The 18,930-nt window shown below is 41.8% G+C and carries 15 protein-coding genes, 3 pseudogenes and 1 riboswitch; all 18 genes and pseudogenes read right to left on the bottom strand.

All coding sequences use genetic code 11. The annotated features are described in order from the left end of the window. A partial coding sequence (locus AC058W_RS08270; protein ID WP_479389952.1) for a glycoside hydrolase family 25 protein occupies positions 1–812 on the bottom strand: 812 nt, incomplete at its 3' end. A 216-nt stretch (positions 813–1,028) separates the two neighbouring features. After that, complete coding sequence (locus tag AC058W_RS08265) at positions 1,029–1,196, bottom strand: hypothetical protein (RefSeq protein ID WP_479389954.1); 168 nt, start codon at positions 1,194–1,196, stop codon at positions 1,029–1,031. Next, complete coding sequence (locus tag AC058W_RS08260; protein ID WP_479389955.1) at positions 1,166–1,333, bottom strand: hypothetical protein; 168 nt, start codon at positions 1,331–1,333, stop codon at positions 1,166–1,168. Before AC058W_RS08260 ends, AC058W_RS08265 begins: the two co-directional genes overlap by 31 nt. Positions 1,334–1,343: 10 nt before the next feature. Continuing rightward, positions 1,344–1,700: a class I SAM-dependent methyltransferase gene (locus AC058W_RS08255; RefSeq protein ID WP_479389951.1), complete on the bottom strand. Its 357-nt coding sequence runs from the start codon at positions 1,698–1,700 to the stop codon at positions 1,344–1,346. 213 nt (positions 1,701–1,913) lie between these two features. Next, positions 1,914–3,775, bottom strand: a pseudogene (gene glmS / locus AC058W_RS08250) (glutamine--fructose-6-phosphate transaminase (isomerizing)). 172 nt (positions 3,776–3,947) lie between these two features. Further along, positions 3,948–5,525: a hypothetical protein gene (locus AC058W_RS08245; protein WP_479389950.1), complete on the bottom strand. Its 1,578-nt coding sequence runs from the start codon at positions 5,523–5,525 to the stop codon at positions 3,948–3,950. Positions 5,526–5,666: 141 nt separating this feature from the next. Further along, positions 5,667–5,957: a hypothetical protein gene (locus tag AC058W_RS08240; protein ID WP_117676418.1), complete on the bottom strand. Its 291-nt coding sequence runs from the start codon at positions 5,955–5,957 to the stop codon at positions 5,667–5,669. Between the two features lie 366 nt (positions 5,958–6,323). Further along, positions 6,324–7,043 carry a glycosyltransferase family 2 protein gene (locus tag AC058W_RS08235; RefSeq protein ID WP_117676417.1) on the bottom strand — a complete coding sequence of 240 codons (720 nt, stop codon included), beginning with the start codon at positions 7,041–7,043 and terminating at the stop codon, positions 6,324–6,326. A 305-nt stretch (positions 7,044–7,348) separates the two neighbouring features. Beyond that, positions 7,349–8,497, bottom strand: a complete 1,149-nt coding sequence (locus tag AC058W_RS08230) for an ABC transporter ATP-binding protein (RefSeq protein ID WP_117676416.1) — start codon at positions 8,495–8,497, stop codon at positions 7,349–7,351. Positions 8,498–8,546: 49 nt separating this feature from the next. Continuing rightward, positions 8,547–9,567 (bottom strand): annotated as a pseudogene (locus tag AC058W_RS08225) (FecCD family ABC transporter permease). A 303-nt stretch (positions 9,568–9,870) separates the two neighbouring features. Next, positions 9,871–11,004, bottom strand: coding sequence for an ABC transporter substrate-binding protein (locus AC058W_RS08220; protein ID WP_479389953.1), 1,134 nt, complete (start codon positions 11,002–11,004; stop codon positions 9,871–9,873). A gap of 98 nt (positions 11,005–11,102) precedes the next feature. Then, positions 11,103–12,200 carry a hypothetical protein gene (locus AC058W_RS08215; protein ID WP_117676413.1) on the bottom strand — a complete coding sequence of 366 codons (1,098 nt, stop codon included), beginning with the start codon at positions 12,198–12,200 and terminating at the stop codon, positions 11,103–11,105. 454 nt (positions 12,201–12,654) lie between these two features. Then, positions 12,655–14,052: a sirohydrochlorin cobaltochelatase gene (locus AC058W_RS08210; RefSeq protein WP_117844429.1), complete on the bottom strand. Its 1,398-nt coding sequence runs from the start codon at positions 14,050–14,052 to the stop codon at positions 12,655–12,657. 211 nt (positions 14,053–14,263) lie between these two features. Then, positions 14,264–14,440, bottom strand: a riboswitch (cobalamin riboswitch). A gap of 126 nt (positions 14,441–14,566) precedes the next feature. Next, positions 14,567–14,890: pseudogene (gene hisI, locus AC058W_RS08205) on the bottom strand (phosphoribosyl-AMP cyclohydrolase); the annotation flags it as partial. Positions 14,891–15,193: 303 nt separating this feature from the next. Further along, a complete protein-coding gene (gene hisB / locus AC058W_RS08200) occupies positions 15,194–15,784 on the bottom strand; it encodes an imidazoleglycerol-phosphate dehydratase HisB (protein ID WP_117676410.1) in 591 nt (196 codons plus the stop codon). An 88-nt stretch (positions 15,785–15,872) separates the two neighbouring features. After that, complete coding sequence (hisD, locus tag AC058W_RS08195) at positions 15,873–17,174, bottom strand: histidinol dehydrogenase (protein ID WP_119242167.1); 1,302 nt, start codon at positions 17,172–17,174, stop codon at positions 15,873–15,875. Positions 17,175–17,176: 2 nt separating this feature from the next. Beyond that, the gene (gene hisG / locus AC058W_RS08190; protein WP_117676408.1) at positions 17,177–17,824 is read right to left on the bottom strand and encodes an ATP phosphoribosyltransferase; all 648 of its coding nucleotides are present in this window, start codon (positions 17,822–17,824) and stop codon (positions 17,177–17,179) included. A 107-nt stretch (positions 17,825–17,931) separates the two neighbouring features. Further along, positions 17,932–18,930: ATP phosphoribosyltransferase regulatory subunit (gene hisZ, locus AC058W_RS08185; RefSeq protein WP_479389949.1), on the bottom strand; the 999-nt coding region annotated here is incomplete at its 5' end.

Here is an 18,930-nt window from a genome sequence, read left to right as displayed (position 1 = left end):
CCACTTTCTGTATTTCCATCGGTAGACTGCCAGATCGTATAGGAATACCTCGCTCTGTCTGGTGCCTGAATCGTATCGCCATATCTGGCGATCCACACGTCAAGGCCAGAAAGCATACTCCAGTCTATAAAATTATCATACCAGTATGTATTACAGTAGATAATCGGATAATATCCGGCACGGCGGACCTCATTGCAAAAAGCCAGAGCCATTTCGGATACAGTCTTTTTTGACAGTTTCTGAATTTTCGAATCTTCCAGATCATAAGCTACAGGATAGGAAACCTTATACCCCTTCATCTTATTGATAGCCAGCTGTGCCTCTTTTAATGCCCCTGCTGTATTCTTCGCCGTACTATATACATAAGTTCCTACAGGCACACCGGCAAGCTCCGCCTGCTCCATGTTATAATCATATTTTTTATCCATATAATTCAGTCCATAGGAAATACGTACAAACGCATAATCAACATCAGAACTCTTAACTTTTTCCCAGTTGATTTTTCCCTGCCACTCTGATACATCAATTCCTCTGGTAATCGCACCTGGAATAGGCTTGCCGCTTCCGTTATAGCAGACACCATTGATTTTCTTCCATGCATTCTTATTTACCGTTGCTCTTGCCACAGAAGCTGCACTGAATGTTTCTACAGAAGATTCAAATCGCTCTGAAGCAACTGTCTGTCTTCTGTCATAGTGCATCGTTGCCATAACTGACTGTGCCGGCTGCATTCCGCACAGAAATATTGCCATAAAACCAATTGCCAGCTTTTTACCCCTGCATCCCCGCTTATTGAATAACTTTTTCTTCATCTGATTACCTCTCAATTAAAAATGGCTTCATGCCATTATTCTTAACTCATATGAGATAATAATAACATGAAACCATTTTTTCGTAAAGATTTTGTCATAAAATGTTATCATTTCTGTTCTATTACTGTTCACATGTGTGAATACCAATACTTTTTATATTACATAGCAGTCATAGCGGATTGCTTTCCCCTTTAGTATGTATGACGGTTCCGACTATCAAGATATACACTTTTCAGAGCGTGAAATGTTTACAATAATCTTGGATGGGCTGGCCTTGACAGCCGCATCAAAGAGATCTTTTTCTTCCGAACACGGAGGTTCCAGTTTCTGGATTAACTGAAGCTTTTTGTTGATCAGACCGGACTTCTGTCTTTCAGGAAACATAGGATCCAGTAAATCACGTCCATCGGATCCATAAGTTTCGCCAGACATTCTACACTGTCACCTTCTACCAGTTTCATTCTGGCTACAATATCTTTTAATACCGGGTGCTTCTTTGCCCGGCGGAGTGCATCCTTCAAAGAGCAGCAATCACCGGATTCTGTTCATAGATCTCAATCCCTGATATCCATACGCTGCCAAAAGAAAACCATCCTCTCCCATGCCAGCGGTAGCATCAATTGCCTTCAAATTCTCCCCGTCAGACTTAGCTGCACGCACCAGCATTTCATGAGAAAGTCTTCCATTTGTAACTCTGTGGAGCATATTCTCAAAATCTCCCTGATAAGTCAGGCCATATCCTGTCAGAGATACACCATTGGCATCAAACATTACCGTCAGATGCTCTCCCGGTTTCTCCACGATCGGCACATTATTTTTCCTGGCAAAAGACTCTGCCATTTCTCTCTGTCCGCCCTTACCTGAACAGACAACTATTTTATCATTCAAACTTAGTCACTCCATTTTCTTTACGCTTTATTTTTGTAAAACACATTACTTTGAAATTCAACCCACCATCTCTAAAGAGTTTCTTTGCGTTTATCAAATATCTTTTCGCTTCCTGTATTATCTAACAACATTATAAAAATGGCTTCATACTATCAAATCTTTCAATTTAGATAATGATAACATGAAACCATTTTAGTGTAGTATAAAGCAACACTATATACTTATATTTACGTATTCTACAGTTACACTCTTAGCCAAGCTCCTCGGTTTATCCACATCCAGGCCCTTAGCTACACTGACATAATATCCTAACAGCTGTAACGGAATAACCGCAAGTGATGTTACGGCAAAGTGCGGATCTCGTTTTCGGGATGTAGACTGTGAAGTCTGCAGTGTCTTCTATATTGTAGTGGCCGTATGTGGTAAGTCCCATCAGGTATGCACCACGACTCTTGCACTCTACCATATTGGAGACTGTTTTTTCATAGAGATGATTCTGGGTGAGAACACCGATCACCAGAGTTCCATCTTCAATGAGAGAAATCGTTCCATGTTTCAGTTCGCCGGCTGCGTAGGCTTCTGTGTGTACATAGCTGACTTCTTTCATCTTCAGGCTTCCTTCCATGCTGATTGCATAGTCAATTCCACGACCAATGAAGAAGGCGTCTTTTGCATTCGCCTGTTTAGCGGCAAACCACTGGATACGTTCCTTATCATCTTCGATGATCTTGGAAATTTTATCCGGAAGTGTCTGCAATTCTGCGATAAGTTCCTGGTATTTCTCCTCTGTAATCTGCTCTCTGACCTTGGCAAACTGTACTGCCAACGCGTAAGATGCGATAAGCTGGGTACTGTATGCTTTTGTTGTTGCCACGGAAATCTCAGGTCCAGCCAATGTATAAAATACATTATCCGCCTCTGGCAATGGAAGATCCTACCACATTAACGATTCCAAGAGTACGGATGCCTCTCTGTTTTGCTTCTCTAAGTGCTGCCAGGCTATCTGCTGTCTCACCTGACTGACTGACAATAACCACAAGTCCGTTCGGATCCAGAATTGGATTTCTGTAACGGAACTCAGATGCAAGTTCTACGCGAACCGGAATTCTGGCAAGGTCTTCAATCACATACTGAGCCGCCATTCCTACATGATAAGCGGAACCGCATGCTACGATATAAATCTGGCTGATTGTGCGAATGTCTTCTTCAGTAAGACCTACTTCTGTAAGGTCAATCTGATCATCTTTGAGCACAGAATTTAATGTATCGCGCACTGCCTTTGGCTGTTCGTGAATTTCTTTCATCATGAAATGCTCAAAGCCCGCTTTCTCTGCTGCCTCTGCGTCCCATTCTATTGTTTTTGGCTCTTTCTGAATCTCATCACCATCCAGGTTATAGAAAGTAATCTCGCCCTTTCTGACACGTGCCATTTCCAGGTTGCCGATATAATAAACATTTCTGGTATATTTCAGAATTGCCGGAACATCAGATGCAATATAAGATTCGCCATTCTCCACTCCAAGGATCATCGGGCTGTCTTTTCTTGCCACATAAATTTCTCCCGGATATTCTCTGAACATGATAGCCATCGCATAAGAGCCGCGGATACGTACCATTGCATGATTGATGGCATCAACAGGTGTTCCGAGATATTTCTTATAATAATAATCCACCAGCTTAACAGCCACTTCTGTGTCTGTGGATGAATAGAATTCATAACCATTGCGGATGAGTTTATCTTTCAATTCCTGATAATTCTCGATAATTCCATTATGAACAGCTACCACATTTCCATCATCACTCATATGCGGATGGGCATTCGTCTCAGACGGTTCTCCATGAGTTGCCCATCTGGTATGTCCGATTCCACATGTTCCAGGCACGCTCTCTCCGTCGCTGGTCTTGTCTGCAAGAACTTTCAAACGTCCTTTCGCTTTAATGATTGCTGTATCGCCTTCACCATCGCGGACTGCAAGTCCTGCCGAATCATATCCTCTATATTCCAATCTGGACAGACCATATAATAATATTGGTGCTGCCTGATGATCACCTGTAAATCCTACGATTCCACACATATTATAAATATTCCTCCTATAATTTAAGGGATTTTCTTTGTCATATCGTGTCTCATTGTATCATGATGTTCCATACATGGCAAGAAAATCCCTTAAAACTCTATACTCTGTTTTTATGAAAGTACTTTCAATATTATTTTTCGTGATGGCACTGAGAATTTACTGACTGCGTTTATTTTACTTTCTTACTTTTTACAGCAGACCATCCACTGTATACTTTTTTCCCATTCTTATCATATGTATATGATCTTATTCTGTAATAATATGTGCGTCCTTTTTTCAATTTTGTGTTTGTGTATTTTACTGTTGAGCCGGATTTGATCTCTGCTGCTCTTACATAAGAACCTGTCGTTCCTGTCCTGCGGTAGATTTCATATCCTTTTGCCCCTTTTGACTTCTTCCAGGTAAGCACAAGTTTACCGGCTGTCGCATTTGATATGCCTGTAATCGATGTTTTCGCAGGTTTCGCAGTTAATCCATCTACAGAATAGGCATCCTGTGTCATCAGAAGAACCGAATTCTTTCCTGTCCCATATAGTGTCTTGGTTTCTGTGTCATATGCATAGTGCATGTCTGTACTCTCTATTGCATATGTATATCCTTTGGAAATGCTTCCGGAAATCGGGGTATCCAGAAACAGACCGCCATTTTCCCCAACTGTGCCTTCATCGCAGTTTGTAATATCTGCCATGTAGTATTTATCGTCATTTTCCACGATATTCCACATATGAGGTCCTGCGCCTGTGCCGCCATCCATCGTACCAGTCACTGTATAGCAGGTAATATCACTGAGGTCACATAAGTACTGAAATGCTTTGGAATAACCTTCGCAGACTACGTTTGTACTGTCATCTCCGTCAAACACATAAATCAGCTGCCATGGATCTCCATATTCTTCCCATTCTACAGCTTCATCATTGTATGAGGTAAGATAACAGATTATTTCTTTATATCCTATTAATTTTTCAGTTTCTGTATAGCTGCTAAATTTCCGCACGATCATCCTGGCGTTGGCTGCTGCCTGCTTTGCAAGCTGTACGATTTTTGCGTTTACTTTATATCTTCCTGAAGCATAACTGTTGCACACCGGCATGTTTACAGAAATATTTTTGATCCTTACAGTTGTTTTGTTTCCTGTTGTAGTCGTCGTGTATCCCATCTCCCATGTGGTGGATGCCGTCTTTTCATACCAGTATAGTTCATATGGACAGTCTACTAACAAACAGTTAATGATTTTTGAAGTGTTTAGTGCATCAAAATGCGAAGATACTTCTTTGTCAAGTGCTTTTCCCCTTGCTGTAGTCTGCCAGGTCAGTCCAAGATCTGCACTGATACTAAATTTCGTAGAGCCACCCTTCGATGCTACTGTCGTAATCTTACTCTTAAGTTCTTCATACAATGCCTGCTGCACACCACTTAGCACACTCTCTGCCACAGAAGTTCCAGGCTGTGTAGACAGATCCTGTTCATAGAGGATACGATTCAGATACTCTTCAAGGAGTTTCTCATTATCTGTCGTGTCATCCGCGTCAGGAATCATGCTCTCCTTGAAAGAGGCCCCCTCATCCGACGGTTCTTCTGCCGTAATCTCTGTATCATCTTCCACATCACCTTCTGTTCCATCCTCAAATTCTGTATCAGATGTGTAAGCTGTACCGTCTGAAAATTCAGCTGCCGCCACAGATGATACGGGCATCGCCGCCAGTATAAAGCTAAGTCCCAGGCTTATAAATTTATTCCTCTTATGCATCTTCTCATCTCTCCTTATCTGCCCTGAAAATCCCACATTTATAAGATTATATTTAAAAGAATTTTCTTTTTATATTTACAATATCCTATTTCGACAAATAAAACAAGAGATTTCTTTTTTAATACACTTTTTTAATACACTTTATTCATTCTCTGCAACAGCAGTATCCATGGCCTCTTTTACCCCTGCCAGATAACACAGATCTGCAAGACGCTCGTATTTCGTCTGCATACATGCAATGTAATCATCCAGAAATCTTCTTACAGGATATGATATATCCAGTTTCTCATATCTGCTTTCCAGTTCTGCAAGATCTCTGTTGTCCTGCTGAATATACCTGTCTGTTGCGCCCAGTTTCTTTTTTAAAACAGACAGTCTTTCCTCGGTATCAGCTGTTAATTCCATTTCACATAATTCATTCGTTTTGTTCATCTTATACTTTTCTCCCTACTATCTTTCATGATTGACCGAATCAGGTAAGTCTTATCAGAAGACCTGCTTTTTTGATTCTCGTTTTATTTTGTATCATTTTGTGTCATATAGTGTTGTGTTTTGTCCTGTTACGTCCATCATTGTAATTTCATTTTTCAAAAAAGTCAACGAAATTCGTCCGACATTTCATTATATAATTCGACATTTATCTGAATATTTCGAGGCAAGAAAGAGTCTTGCACGAGTGCATTTTATCATTATCATAGAAATATTATAAAGTAACTACCTATGATATAAAAGATAAATATAAAAATGCTGTCCACCCTATAGCTACCACAGGTGAACAGCAAAAATGTATTTTTTCTATTATGTATTACGAATGATTTTATTTAATTTCATGAAGTCTATCACTGCCTGTTTGCCGATCTTGCAGATTTTCTTCATATTAATAGAATTTACCCCGCCCTGACGCGGTCTGAATGTGATAGGAAGATATTTAATCGTACAGCCCTTTTTCTTGTAAATAACTGCCAGAAGGACATTGGACAGGTTAAAATTCTTTGGTATCAGGCGAATGTATTTACACATAGTCTCCGCTTTCATCAAACGGTAAGGTGTGTTCGCATCTGTGAGAGTCACTCCAAAGCAGATACGGATCACAAGTTTTAATGTCTTCGTCACAAATACCCGGGAAGCACCGTCCTGTCTTTCTTTTCTCCAGCCAATCACCATATCATATTTCTCACGGTGATCCCAGAATGGTTCAAATTCCTCAGGAAGTGTCTGTCCGTCAGAATCTGTCTGAAAAATATAATCCGCATCGTTCTTTAACGCATATTTGTATCCGTAGAGTACTGTTGCCCCATGGCCGCCATTTGGCTTAGTCAGAGGAGTCAGTAACGGACGTGTCTTCGCATATTGTTTTAATTTTTCATATGTAGAATCTTTACTTCCGTCATCAATGATAACCAGACGGGACTGACCATCTCCGTTATGCTTTTCAATAACCGGATACCAGTCATTAATGACCTGTTCGATGTTATCCTGTTCGTTGTACGCCGGAATAACGATATATAATTTATCCATAAGCCTCTCCTTTGGATGATTGATGAGACCTATTATATCACACATTGTCAGTAAATGGTATTGATTTGGTTAAAACCCAGGAATCTCTCTGAGATAAAATTGTTACTGTTCACTCCGTTCACAGCAACACGCTTCGCGATGCAGGAAATATGAACCTCCTTGTGCAAAGCCCAAGGAGTATCGTTTGCTTCGCAAACTTAATTTATGCTAATCGCATAAATTCGCGCGGTATGTCTCGGGTTTTCTGTGACCTTCGCTCACAAAAAACACCTCGCGGAATATTACCAGTGAACAGTAACATAAAATTATGCTTTATTTTTTAAGAGTCCAAGTTCTTCTGCGAGTTGAAGGAGTTCTCTGTTTCTTGCATTCATAGTTCCAAAATCTTTTAATGGGCAAATGACTTCTTTGCATTGTCTCATAATCTCTGCTGCCTGGTCACAGGCATTCTGGGAAATGCATTCAAATGGCTGTTCCGAAATAACCTTATCTGCCAATGCGCCGGCCACCTGATAGTCTACATCATTGGTATGAAGAACGCCTGCTGCAAAAGGAATTCCCTGGCGCTGCAATTTCCGGTAAACCGGTATCCCGCTTCCGTTTCCACCGATTACGAATACCTGTGGAGTTCCTTTAGGCGCTTCCATTTCTACGCAGCCAAATGCTGCATTGTAGCTTCCTCTGGTAATTCCATATAGATTCCTGATATATTCGGAAGTAAAAATTTCTTCCGGGGCACCATATTTCTCTATGTATTCTCCATGGACGCAGATTACTTTGTCAGACACCTTCTGTGCAAGATCCAGTTCATGAAGAGACATGATCACCGTAAGCTGATGATCCAGAACCATTTGCTTCAAGATCGTAAGCAGTTCCAATTTGTGACGAATATCCAGAAAAGAAGTCGGCTCGTCCAGTACAATGATCTCCGGCTCCTGGCAGATAGCACGCGCAAGAAGAATTCTCTGTCTCTGGCCATCACTGATAGCTGTAAAATCTCTGTCTTTTAAGTCCCAGGCGTGAACGGTTTCCATTGCTTTTCTTACTTTTGCCTTGTCTTCTGCCGAAAGAATCCCAAGAGTTCCTGTGTATGGATATCTCCCCGTTGCTACGATATCTTCACAGGTCATAAGCTCCGGACGCATTCTCTCTGTCAAAACAACTGCCAGTTTCTGAGATACTTCTTTATTAGACATCTTAGACATCGTCTGTTTATCCAGATAGACGGTACCGCTTATTGTGGCAAGCTGTCTGGTGATGCTCTTAAGAATTGTTGACTTTCCTGCTCCATTCGGACCGATGAGTGTCAGAATCTCACCTTTTTTTAGTTGAATATTGATTTCTTTGATCAGAGGTTTTCCATCGTAGCCTACTGTCAACTGGTCTGTATAGAAGAAATACCGTTCCTTCTGGTGTGTATTTTTATTTTCTGTTTTTGTTATCTTCTCTTCCATATTTTCCTGCCCATCCTGCAATTTATTATTCTTATATTTTCCGAAACATTTATACTCTTTGCTGCCTGCGGATCATGATATAAATTACCACCGGCGCACCAAATACAGCAGTTACGGAGCTGATGCTAAGTTCTGTCGGCGCAAATACCGTTCTGGCAATCAGATCGCAGAAAAGACAGAATACCGCACCACCTAAAAAACATGCCGGAATCACAAGAAGTGGTCTGGCTGTCTTAAGCAGGCTTTTTACAATATGAGGTACTGCGATTCCTACGAAAGAAATCGGTCCCGCAAAAGCCGTTACACAGGCTGACAGAATACTTGACAATAAAATCAGACCTATACGGAACAATTTGATATTTACTCCCATATTCTGGGCATAAACCTCACCCAGCTGATAGGCGCCGATTGGCTTTGACATAAAAAATACAATCACCATCGTAATCAGCACCACGACTACCATTACCTGTACATTTCCCCATGACATTCCAGAAAAACTTCCCAGTGACCAGTTATGAAGATTAACAATGTTGGAATCGTCTGCGAAGGTGACTACAAAATCTGTGATTGCGGAACAGATATATCCGATCATGACACCACTGATGACCAACATGGACATATTGTGGACTTTCTTTGCAACAAGAAGAACAAATCCCATGGAAATCATCAGATCCTATGAAAGCTGCGATAATCATAGCCGCAGACCCCATAGAGATTGATCTGCTGAGAAAGAAGATCATCAGAAGCGCAACTACAAGCTTGGCTCCTGAAGAGATTCCAAGTACGAAAGGTCCTGCAATAGGGTTATTAAAAAATGTCTGAAGGAGAAATCCTGATACGGAAAGCGCTCCGCCCAGAATAATTACCGCCAGAATTCTTGGCAGGCGGATTTCCCATATAATATTGTAGGCAGTGGCATTGCCTTCATGTCTGAAAATGATATTCATGATCTCACCTACCGAAAGATGGATACTTCCGGCATTTACATTCCAGACGAATAAAATCACCAGCAGTACTGCCAGTATAAGAAATGCCAGCCAGTATCTGGCTGCACGTTTTTTATCATCCATGTTCTTTTCCTTCTATCTGTTTTATTTTATATATGTAACTCTTGATTATCTGTAACTGTTCAGTAACTTCACAGTTACGAGTCAAAATCTACAAGAAAGAATCCTGCAAGCAGGGTTCTCCGCCTGTGGCAGGTCTCTTTAGCGACATAATTGCTCTCCGCCACAGTGCGATTCTGCCCGGAAGACTTTTAATATCATAGGAACATTATGGAACAATTTAGCTTCTATACAATTCAGGGGACAAAAGATATTTTTTGTCCCCGTTTAAATCATTTTCACTTATCCAAAAATACTGTGCTTGTTCTATTTTAATTTATGCATATAAGAAAGTTCATCCAAAGAGTCATTATCCGTCGTAAGAATCGTATGAATATCTTCGATCATAGTTCCCAGTTCTGTGGTTTCCTGGAAGAGGTTCTTACCTGTGCACCATACATTTCCATCCTTTACTGCTTTGAAATCGGCCAGAAGATTGCTCTTGGCAAGAAGTTCATCAATGGTTGACAGCTCTCCGTCAATGGTGCTGTTGTAAATAATATAATCCGCATCCTTCGCTTTAGCGTAGAATTCTTCCATCTGCATATTCATAGTAGAAAGGGCGTTATCACTCTCGCCTGTATCTTCCGGAACATATTTGCCGCCTGCAAGCTCGATCATATTAGATACATAATCGTTACTCTTTCGTACATTGACAGCACCTGTAGAATTGATATAAAAGAATGCCACAGTCTTTCCTGTATCTTTGTCATCGGATGCAAGAACTTTATCAAGCTTGTCTGTCTGTTCTTTGAACGCTTTCTCCGCCACATCCTCTTTTCCCAGAAGAACTGCATATAATTTCATCCACTCTGTTCGTCCAAGAGGATGACTTTCGTAGCTTGAACGCTCTACCATTACAGGGATACCAAACTGCTCCAGTTTCTCCTGTACTTCAGGATTATGATGAATCATAGTTGACTCAATGGCAAGTCCACAGCCTTCATTCAGGATCAGTTCATAATCCGGTGCATTGTACTTGCCTGCATAAATCATCTTTCCGGATTCCATGGCATCTTTTGCTTCCTGAATATACCAACCGCTCTCTTTTGTTCCGGAGAGGCGAATATTATCAATGCCGTCGATGGCACGGAAGAGATCCATAGCTGAGGTTGCCACCAGATAAATATTATTCAGTGGCTGCTTAATAACTGTGATATCCTCGCTCAGACCTTTCGGTGCTTCTTTTCCTTCCGGCACTACAAGAAACTGCCCTTCCTCAGCAATCGTGATGAGGGCATATCCATCATTATAGTAATCTACGCTGAACTCTTCTGCATAGGAAAGTTCCATACTGTGATCGTATGTCAGTCCAGGAAGCTCCGTCGGAGTTTTGGCCTCGTCTGCCGCCTGTGCTGTATGTACAGTGCAAAAAATGCAGGTGCAAACAAGTAGCAACATAGTCAGTAGAAAGCCATGGTGCCATATCCTCTGCTGTTTTTCAGTTGAATTTACTTTTCTCATAATCTTATCTTTTTCTTTTCCTGTTTTGCTTTTTATTATTTAGCCTCTTTGTCATCTGCTGTCTTTGCTTCTTTGACAGTTGTGGAATCGAAGTTTAAGGTATAGTCGATTTCATGAGGCTCGCTCATTGCTACAGTATCAGCTGTCACATCCATCTCTGCATCAAATACACTGACTGGAATCTCAAATGTGGAATTTCCATCTTTGTTGACTGGTTCGTATTTCTCGCCGTCTACCAGCATATAGTCATAATTCGGGCTGCTCCATACGATTGTTGCTGTAGCTTTATCGCCTTCAACCTTGATTGCTGCCGGAGAATCAATAGTTGCTCTGCCTGAACCACCTGTGAGAGTTACTTCCATAGTATAGTCGCCATCCTCAAGGTTCAGATCCGCCAATGTTTTGCCTTTACTTTCCTCATCCTTAGTATCTTTATCTGTATCCTCTGCTTTAGCATCCTCTGTTTTTGTATCTTCTGTCTGTGCATCTTCAGATTTGGAATCTGCATCTTTATCTTCTGCGTTTGCATCTGTGGAAGCGGAATCATCTTTTACCGGATTTTTAACACTTACTTTGTGGTCATACCATTTTCCTTTTGTTCCGACTAAGGCTACATCAAATTCCTCGTCAAGTGCCGGTACCGGAATATCAAATCCGTATACTTCTTCGCTCATTCCATCGCTGTATGTAACAGTATCGGTTGTCGGCTCGAGGAGTTCTGCTCCATCTTTCTGGGCATCTTCTGCTTTGCCCGCAAAAAGATTTACGATTTTTTTAGATGCAAGGCTTACGTGGATTGTCATTTTGCCATCTTTTACGGTAAGGACTCCCTTTCCATCGTTTGCTTCGTTTACATGGAACATTCCGTTGTCTGTGTCAAATTCTGCTGTGTATGTACCATCTTCTAATGTGTCGCCTTTTGCTGCGTCTGCATCCTTGCCGTCTTCTGCTTTTGCATCTGTATTCTTTGCATCAGATTCTTCCGAATCAGCTTTATCTGTGCTTTCTTCCTTATCGGCGCTCTCTTCTGTCGCTGTGTCGGTGTCTGTCTCTGCCAGAATCGGGCTTGTTCCAAGAAGTGTTGCGGAAATAGTAAGTGCTGACATTAATAATGTAAATGAATGTTTTTTCATGATTTTTCTCTCCTTGTTTTATATATTCATAATCCGCAGATTTACTACGTAAATCGCTACTCTCTCATGTTTGGCAGGTCCCAAGTTCAAAAGTCTTATCGTGCAAACACGAGCGACTTTCTGACCTTTTGACCCTGATATCATATTATCCAAAACATAAAAAGTTACTGTTCACTCCGTTCCCAGCAACACGCTTCGCGATGCACAGAATTTATGCTAATCGCATAAATTCGCGCGGTATGTCTCGGGTTTTCTGTGACCTTCGCTCACAAAAAACACCTCGCGGGATATTACCAGTGAACAGTAACCATAAAAATACATACCAGATATATTATATGGTAAAAAATATCATTCTCTCTTATCATATAATATATCTGCCCGGGAACTTCTGCAAGTTCTCCGGGCAGTTTATTTGTTTGGACAATGTTATTTAAAGAAATAACTTTTTATTCTATTATTCAGCATCAGCCTCTGCTGTATCATCTGCTGCTTCTTCTGTCTGTGTATCGTCAGCCGCTGCCTCATCTTTTGTATCATCTGCTGCTTCTGCATCAGCATCGTCTGTTGCTGCTTCATCAGATGCTCCAAGAGAATCGATTGCTGCTTTTGTATGCTCTACATAGAGATCTTCTACAGCTTCAATTCTTCCAAGACCTGCGATCTGGCAGTCTACACTGTCGAAATCACCAGATGCTTCGAACTGAGATTTCCAGGAATCTTCATCATCACCAGCCATATCGTTATTAGCGTGGTCACCGGCAACAACCATCAGAGGACGAAGAATTACATTCTTAAATCCAGCTTCTTTTACTTTCTCGATAACTGCTTCGCAAGCTGTATCTTCTGGCTCACCTTCTACAGTACCGATAAATGCGTTTGTGAATCCAAGGTCATCCATCTGTGTCTGCATCTGATCATATGTTACGTTAGCTGTATGGGATGTTCCATGTCCCATGAATACGAATGCTGTACCGGCATCTGCTGCTGCCTGCATATCATCAAATCCAGCTTCTTTGCATGCTTCATCTGTGATTGCCTGTGCAACTGCTTTCTTATCGTCGTTGATTACTGTAGCGTCATCACCAACTTCACCAAGCATTGGCTCTGCGATTGCTACGGATTCGAATTTATCTTTATATCCGTCGATAGCTTCTACCATTTCATCATATTCAGCACCATGCATCAGATGTGTAGGCTGTACAACAAGATTCTTAACACCGTTGTCTACTGCACGGTCAAGTGCCTGCTGCATGTTATCGATTACTTCATTATCTCTTGCTTCTACATGGTTGATAATAATCTGTGCTGTGAATGCACGTCTTACTGACCAGTCCGGATATGCTTCTGCAAGAGCATCTTCGATTCCTTTGATATCCTCTGCACGGCTGTCGTTGAAAGATGTACCAAAGCTTACTACAAGGAGTTCGTTCTCACCGATTTCATCCTGGTTACGCGGATCATCTTTGGAAGCGTCACCTGTGTCACGGCCAAAGTATTCAGGGCTTGCTTCTTCACCTTCTACCAGCTCTTTCTGAGCATCTGTCAGTTTGTCCCATGCTTCTTTTGCTGCTTTGCAGTCTTCATCAGTTGTATCTGTTCTTTCCTGAACATAGATCTTATCGATCAGGGCAGCTACTTCATCTGCTGCTTTCTGATCATCATCAGATGCTTCTGTTGTGTCATCGGAAGCTTCCTCTGTATCAGCTGCGTCAGCGTCATCTGCTGTTGCATCATCTGCTGATTCTTCTGTTGCTGTGTCGTCAGATGCGAATGCTACTGCACCTGTTGCTGCTGTCATGGAGCAGGTCATAGATACTGCAAGTAATAAAGCTAACATGGATTTTCTTTTCATTTTGTTTTTCCTCTTTTATTTCTTGTATTTCCGGACAGACGTATGCAAAAAAGCAGCCACATATTCTGCGGCTGCCACTTTCCCATAAATACATGGTTTTTAATGAATCAGCCAGATATCTCACAATTCATAATTCAATCAGACTGCCTGATTCATTTATATAAAAGAGCTATGTATAGTTATGAGAATATAGGTTCTGTATACCGCAGACCTTAAATTCCACGCCAAGGCAGTTCTCCTGACTTCGATCATCGCCGCTTTCCCCTTCCCGGCAGCCCAGTGGTCTCTGAAAGGCAGCTCCCATACACAGTGACGGTATCGCTCCGGATTCTCACCGGATTCTCTTTTGCACATCATATATGATGTAACCTTTGCGCTATAACATTGCACATATTCAATTCGGATACTCTTTTTTTATCACATTTAATAAAAAATGTCAATACAATTTATATATATTTCCTATTGATGTTTTTACACTATGTGAGAAACAACGTTGATTCTCTTACTTTACTGCCTCTGTCAGTGTTTTGAAGAAGCAGGTTCTGTTTCCTGTATGGCAGGCTGCACCGATCTGCTCTACTTTTGCAAGGATGGTGTCGTTATCGCAATCTAATGTAAGAGACTTTACAAACTGAAGATGTCCGGAAGTGAGACCTTTTGTCCAAAGCTCATTGCGACTTCTGCTCCAGTAGGTCATTTTGCCGGTCTGGAGTGTGGTGTTAAATGCTTCTTCGTTCATGTATGCAAGCATCAGAACTTCATTTGTCTGATAATCCTGTGCAATTACAGGTACCATTCCGTCGCTGTTTAATTTGAAATCCGACCAGGCGATGCTGCTCTTTAAATTTGCTGTATTTTCCATCTTTATTACTCTCTCCTGATTAACTTTTATATAGTGGTTTATTTTATCTTTATCTCAAAAGATGTTCCACAGAACCCGCAGAAAATACTATTTTCCTGCTATTCCGGGAACATCTTTCATTATTCTGCAATTATCGTAACTGTTCAGTACCTTCACAGTTACGATTAAAAATCGCCTTCGGCGATGGGATTTTGACTTGTATGTCTCGGGATTTTGGCATGTTCATGCCAAAACACCTCGCGGGATAGTAGACTGCTGAATACTTACCAATTATCTACATTACGCAAGGCTTCCTTTGGTAGACAATACATCTGTGATTCTCGGGTCATAAGATGTTGCTACATCCAGTGCTTTGGCAAAGCTCTTGAACATGGCTTCTGCCATATGATGGTTGTTTCCACCAGTCAGAACCTTGATATGGAGGTTCATGCCACAGGAATAAGAAATAGCGTAGAAAAATTCTTTTACCATTTCTGTAGACATATCGCCAATCTTATCTGTAGTGAATTCTGCATCCCATGCAAAATACGGTCTTCCGGACAGGTCAATCGCACAGAGCACGAGGGATTCATCCATCGGAAGGATGCAGCTGCCGTAACGCTTGATTCCTTTTTTGTCGCCGATTGCTTCTTTTAATGCGGTTCCGAGAACAATTCCTGTGTCCTCGATCGTATGATGATCATCTACCTGAAGGTCACCATGAACTCTGACACTTAAGTCAAAAAGTCCATGACGGGTAAATCCATCCAGCATATGGTCAAAAAATCCCACTCCTGTTTCGATATCGGAATATCCGGTTCCGTCCAGATTAATCTTTAATTTAATCTCGGTTTCTTTTGTATTTCTCTCTACTGAGGCTTCTCTTGCCATAATTACGTCCTCGCTGTTTTTCTCTCTGTAATATGTAATGGATTGGATAGCTTCTCTTCTATTTATTTCTTAAAAAGATCTGACGCTATTATTTATCCTCATCCTCAAAACGAACTGCAATAGAGTTTGCATGTGCAGTAAGCTGTTCGGAGGTTGCAAACTGGATGATATCCTTGTGAATGTCACGCAACGCTGCTTTAGAATAATATACAATGCTTGACTTCTTAATGAAATCATCTACAGAAAGTGCAGAGAAGAATTTGGCTGTTCCGTTTGTTGGGAGTACATGGTTCGGACCTGCGAAGTAATCTCCCAGAGGTTCTGAACTGTATTCTCCGATAAAGATCGCACCTGCATTCTTTACTTTCATCATATCTTCAAACGGGTTGGCTGTCACGATTTCCATATGTTCCGGAGCAATTTCATTGGCTGCTTCAATTGCCTCGTCCATATCTTCCGCAATAAGGATATAGCCAAAGTTATCAAGAGACTTCTGGATAATCTCTTTTCTGGAAAGGACTTCTACGAAGCCCTTTACTTCTTCATCTACTTTGGCTGCAAATTCTTCGCTTGTAGTGATCAGGATCGCACAGGCAAGTTCATCATGTTCTGCCTGGGAAAGAAGGTCTGCTGCTACGAAGTGTGGATTTGCTGTCTCATCTGCCAGAACAAGAATCTCACTTGGACCTGCAATAGAGTCAATGCTTACATATCCGTATACTGCTTTCTTTGCAAGGGCTACGAAAATATTTCCAGGGCCTACGATCTTATCTACTTTCGGGATGCTCTCTGTTCCAAATGCCAGTGCGCCGATTGCCTGAGCGCCTCCTACTTTGTAGATTTCATCTGCCCCTGCTTCTTTGGCAGCTACCAGTGTAGATGCACATACTTTGCCGTCTTTTCCAGGAGGTGTTGTCATAACAATGTGCGGTACTCCTGCTACTTTTGCAGGTACGATATTCATAAGTACGGATGATGGGTAAACTGCTTTTCCGCCAGGTACATAAACACCTACTCTGTTTAACGGAGTCACTTTCTGGCCGAGCATAGTTCCGTTTGTCCCACTTGTAAACCAGCTGTTCTGAATCTGTTTTTCATGATATTTGCGGATGTTGACAAGTGCTTTGCGGATAACGCCAAGAAGTGCAGGATCTATCTGCGCATATGCTTCTTCGATCTCTGCATCCGTGACACGGATTGTCTCTTTTGTTACATCTGCTTTGTCAAATTCCTTTGTGTAGGCAAAGAGTGCTGCATCTCCTTCATTTTTTACTTTATCAAGAATCTGAGCTACTGTGGATTCAAATTTCCCATAGTTGTTCGGGCTTCTTTTCAGCAGATTCTCAAGAATATCTTTTGTGGATTCTTTTGTTAATTTTACTGTACGCATCTTTACATTTCCTCCTGCAGAACTCTTCTTAAATCTTCAATGAGTTTGCGAATTCTTTCGTTCTCCATCTTCATGCTTACCTGGTTAACAACCATTCTGGCAGACAGCGGGCAAACCTCTTCTAATACTTTCAGACCATTTTCTTTCAATGTGCTTCCTGTCTCTACGATATCTACGATAACCTCTGACAGACCAACGATCGGTGCCAGCTCGATAGAACCATTTAATTTGATCAGATCTACGGTCTGATGTTTTCTGTTAAAGAAGTAGTCCTTTGCGATATTCGGATATTTGGTCGCCACACGGATGAGCTGGTTGTTCTCCAGAACCTCTCTGGCACTCTCCGGTCCGCAGACACACATTTTACATTTTCCAAATCCGAAGTCCATAACCTCATATAACTTACGGCCTTCTTCAAGGATCGTATCTTTTCCGACGATTCCGATGTCTGCCGCGCCGTATTCTACATAGGTAGGAACATCCGGACCTTTTGCAAGGAAGAATTTCATTTTTAATTCTTCATTTGTAAAGATCAGTTTGCGGGAATCTTTATCTTTCATTTCTTCACAGGTGATTCCTGCTTTCTCAAACATTTCCATTGTTTTGTTGGCAAGTCTGCCTTTGGTAAGGGCAACTGTCAGGTATCTCATGGCTTATCTGACCTCCTTTTTCAAACGTAATGCCACACATTTGCCTTCTGCGCGAAGTTTCTGTGCTTCTTTGATTGCCTGTGCACGATCCTGTGGCTCATATTCGATCACTTCCGGCTTCTCTCTTTCTCAGAGAGCAGTTTCTGGCTGGAAAGTGCAAGAAGAAGGTTGTCTACTTCAATCGCAAATCCGATAGATGCCGCTGGTTTACCGAAGTGTTTCATCAGGCCATTGTAACGACCGCCCTTGATCATTGGCTCGCCGGTTCCATAGGTGTATGCCTGGAAAATGATTCCTGTGTAGTACTGATATTTGCTGAGCATTCCGAAGTCAAAAGAGATGTATTTCTCGTAGCCGTAGATCTTCATGATCTCATAGATTTCTTCGAGTCTGGAAACTGCTTCGAGTGCGCATGCATTGTTTGTCAGGCTTCTGGCTTTCTTTAAGACTTCTTCGGAACCGAACATCTGTGGGATTTCGATGAAGGCTTTTACCATGCTGTCTTTAATTTTCTGCTCTGCTACGAATTCTTCTACTCCAAATGAGTTTTTCTGTGAGATCAGGGTGCGGAGGCGTTCTTCTGCTTCGGGGCCGAGTTCTGCTTCTTTTAAGAGGGATTTGAAGTAATCTACCTGTCCGACGCTGACCTGGAATTCTGTCAGTCCTGCTGCCAGGAGACATTCGACTGTCATGGCGAGAAGTTCTGCATCTGCGTCTGCGGATTCATCTCCGATTCGTTCTACGCCCATCTGTGTGGTTTCTTTGAGATGGCCTCGATAGCTAGAGTTGTTGATGAATGTGTTGCCGGTGTAGCATAAGCTTACTGGTTCTTTGTCCGGGGAGAAGTAGGTGGCGCAGGCTCTGGATACGGACGGGGTGAAATCTGGTCTGAGTACCAGAGTGTTGCCTTCGCGGTCGAAGAATTTGTAGAGTTCTTTGGATGGGATGGTTCCTACTTCGCGGCTGAATACTTCGAAGTATTCAAATGTCGGAGTTTCTATGTCTTCATAGCCGTACTGGTGGAAGACGCGATGGATTTTCTCCTGTACCTTTCTTTTTTGGCTGCATTCGCCGTTGTAGATGTCTCTTACACCTTCCGGGGTGTG

It is taken from the genome of Blautia sp. CGZ-1-C1, assembly GCF_056504575.1.
The sequence above is the reverse complement of the archived record's forward strand: the minus strand, read 5'-3'. Positions and strand labels throughout refer to the sequence as shown.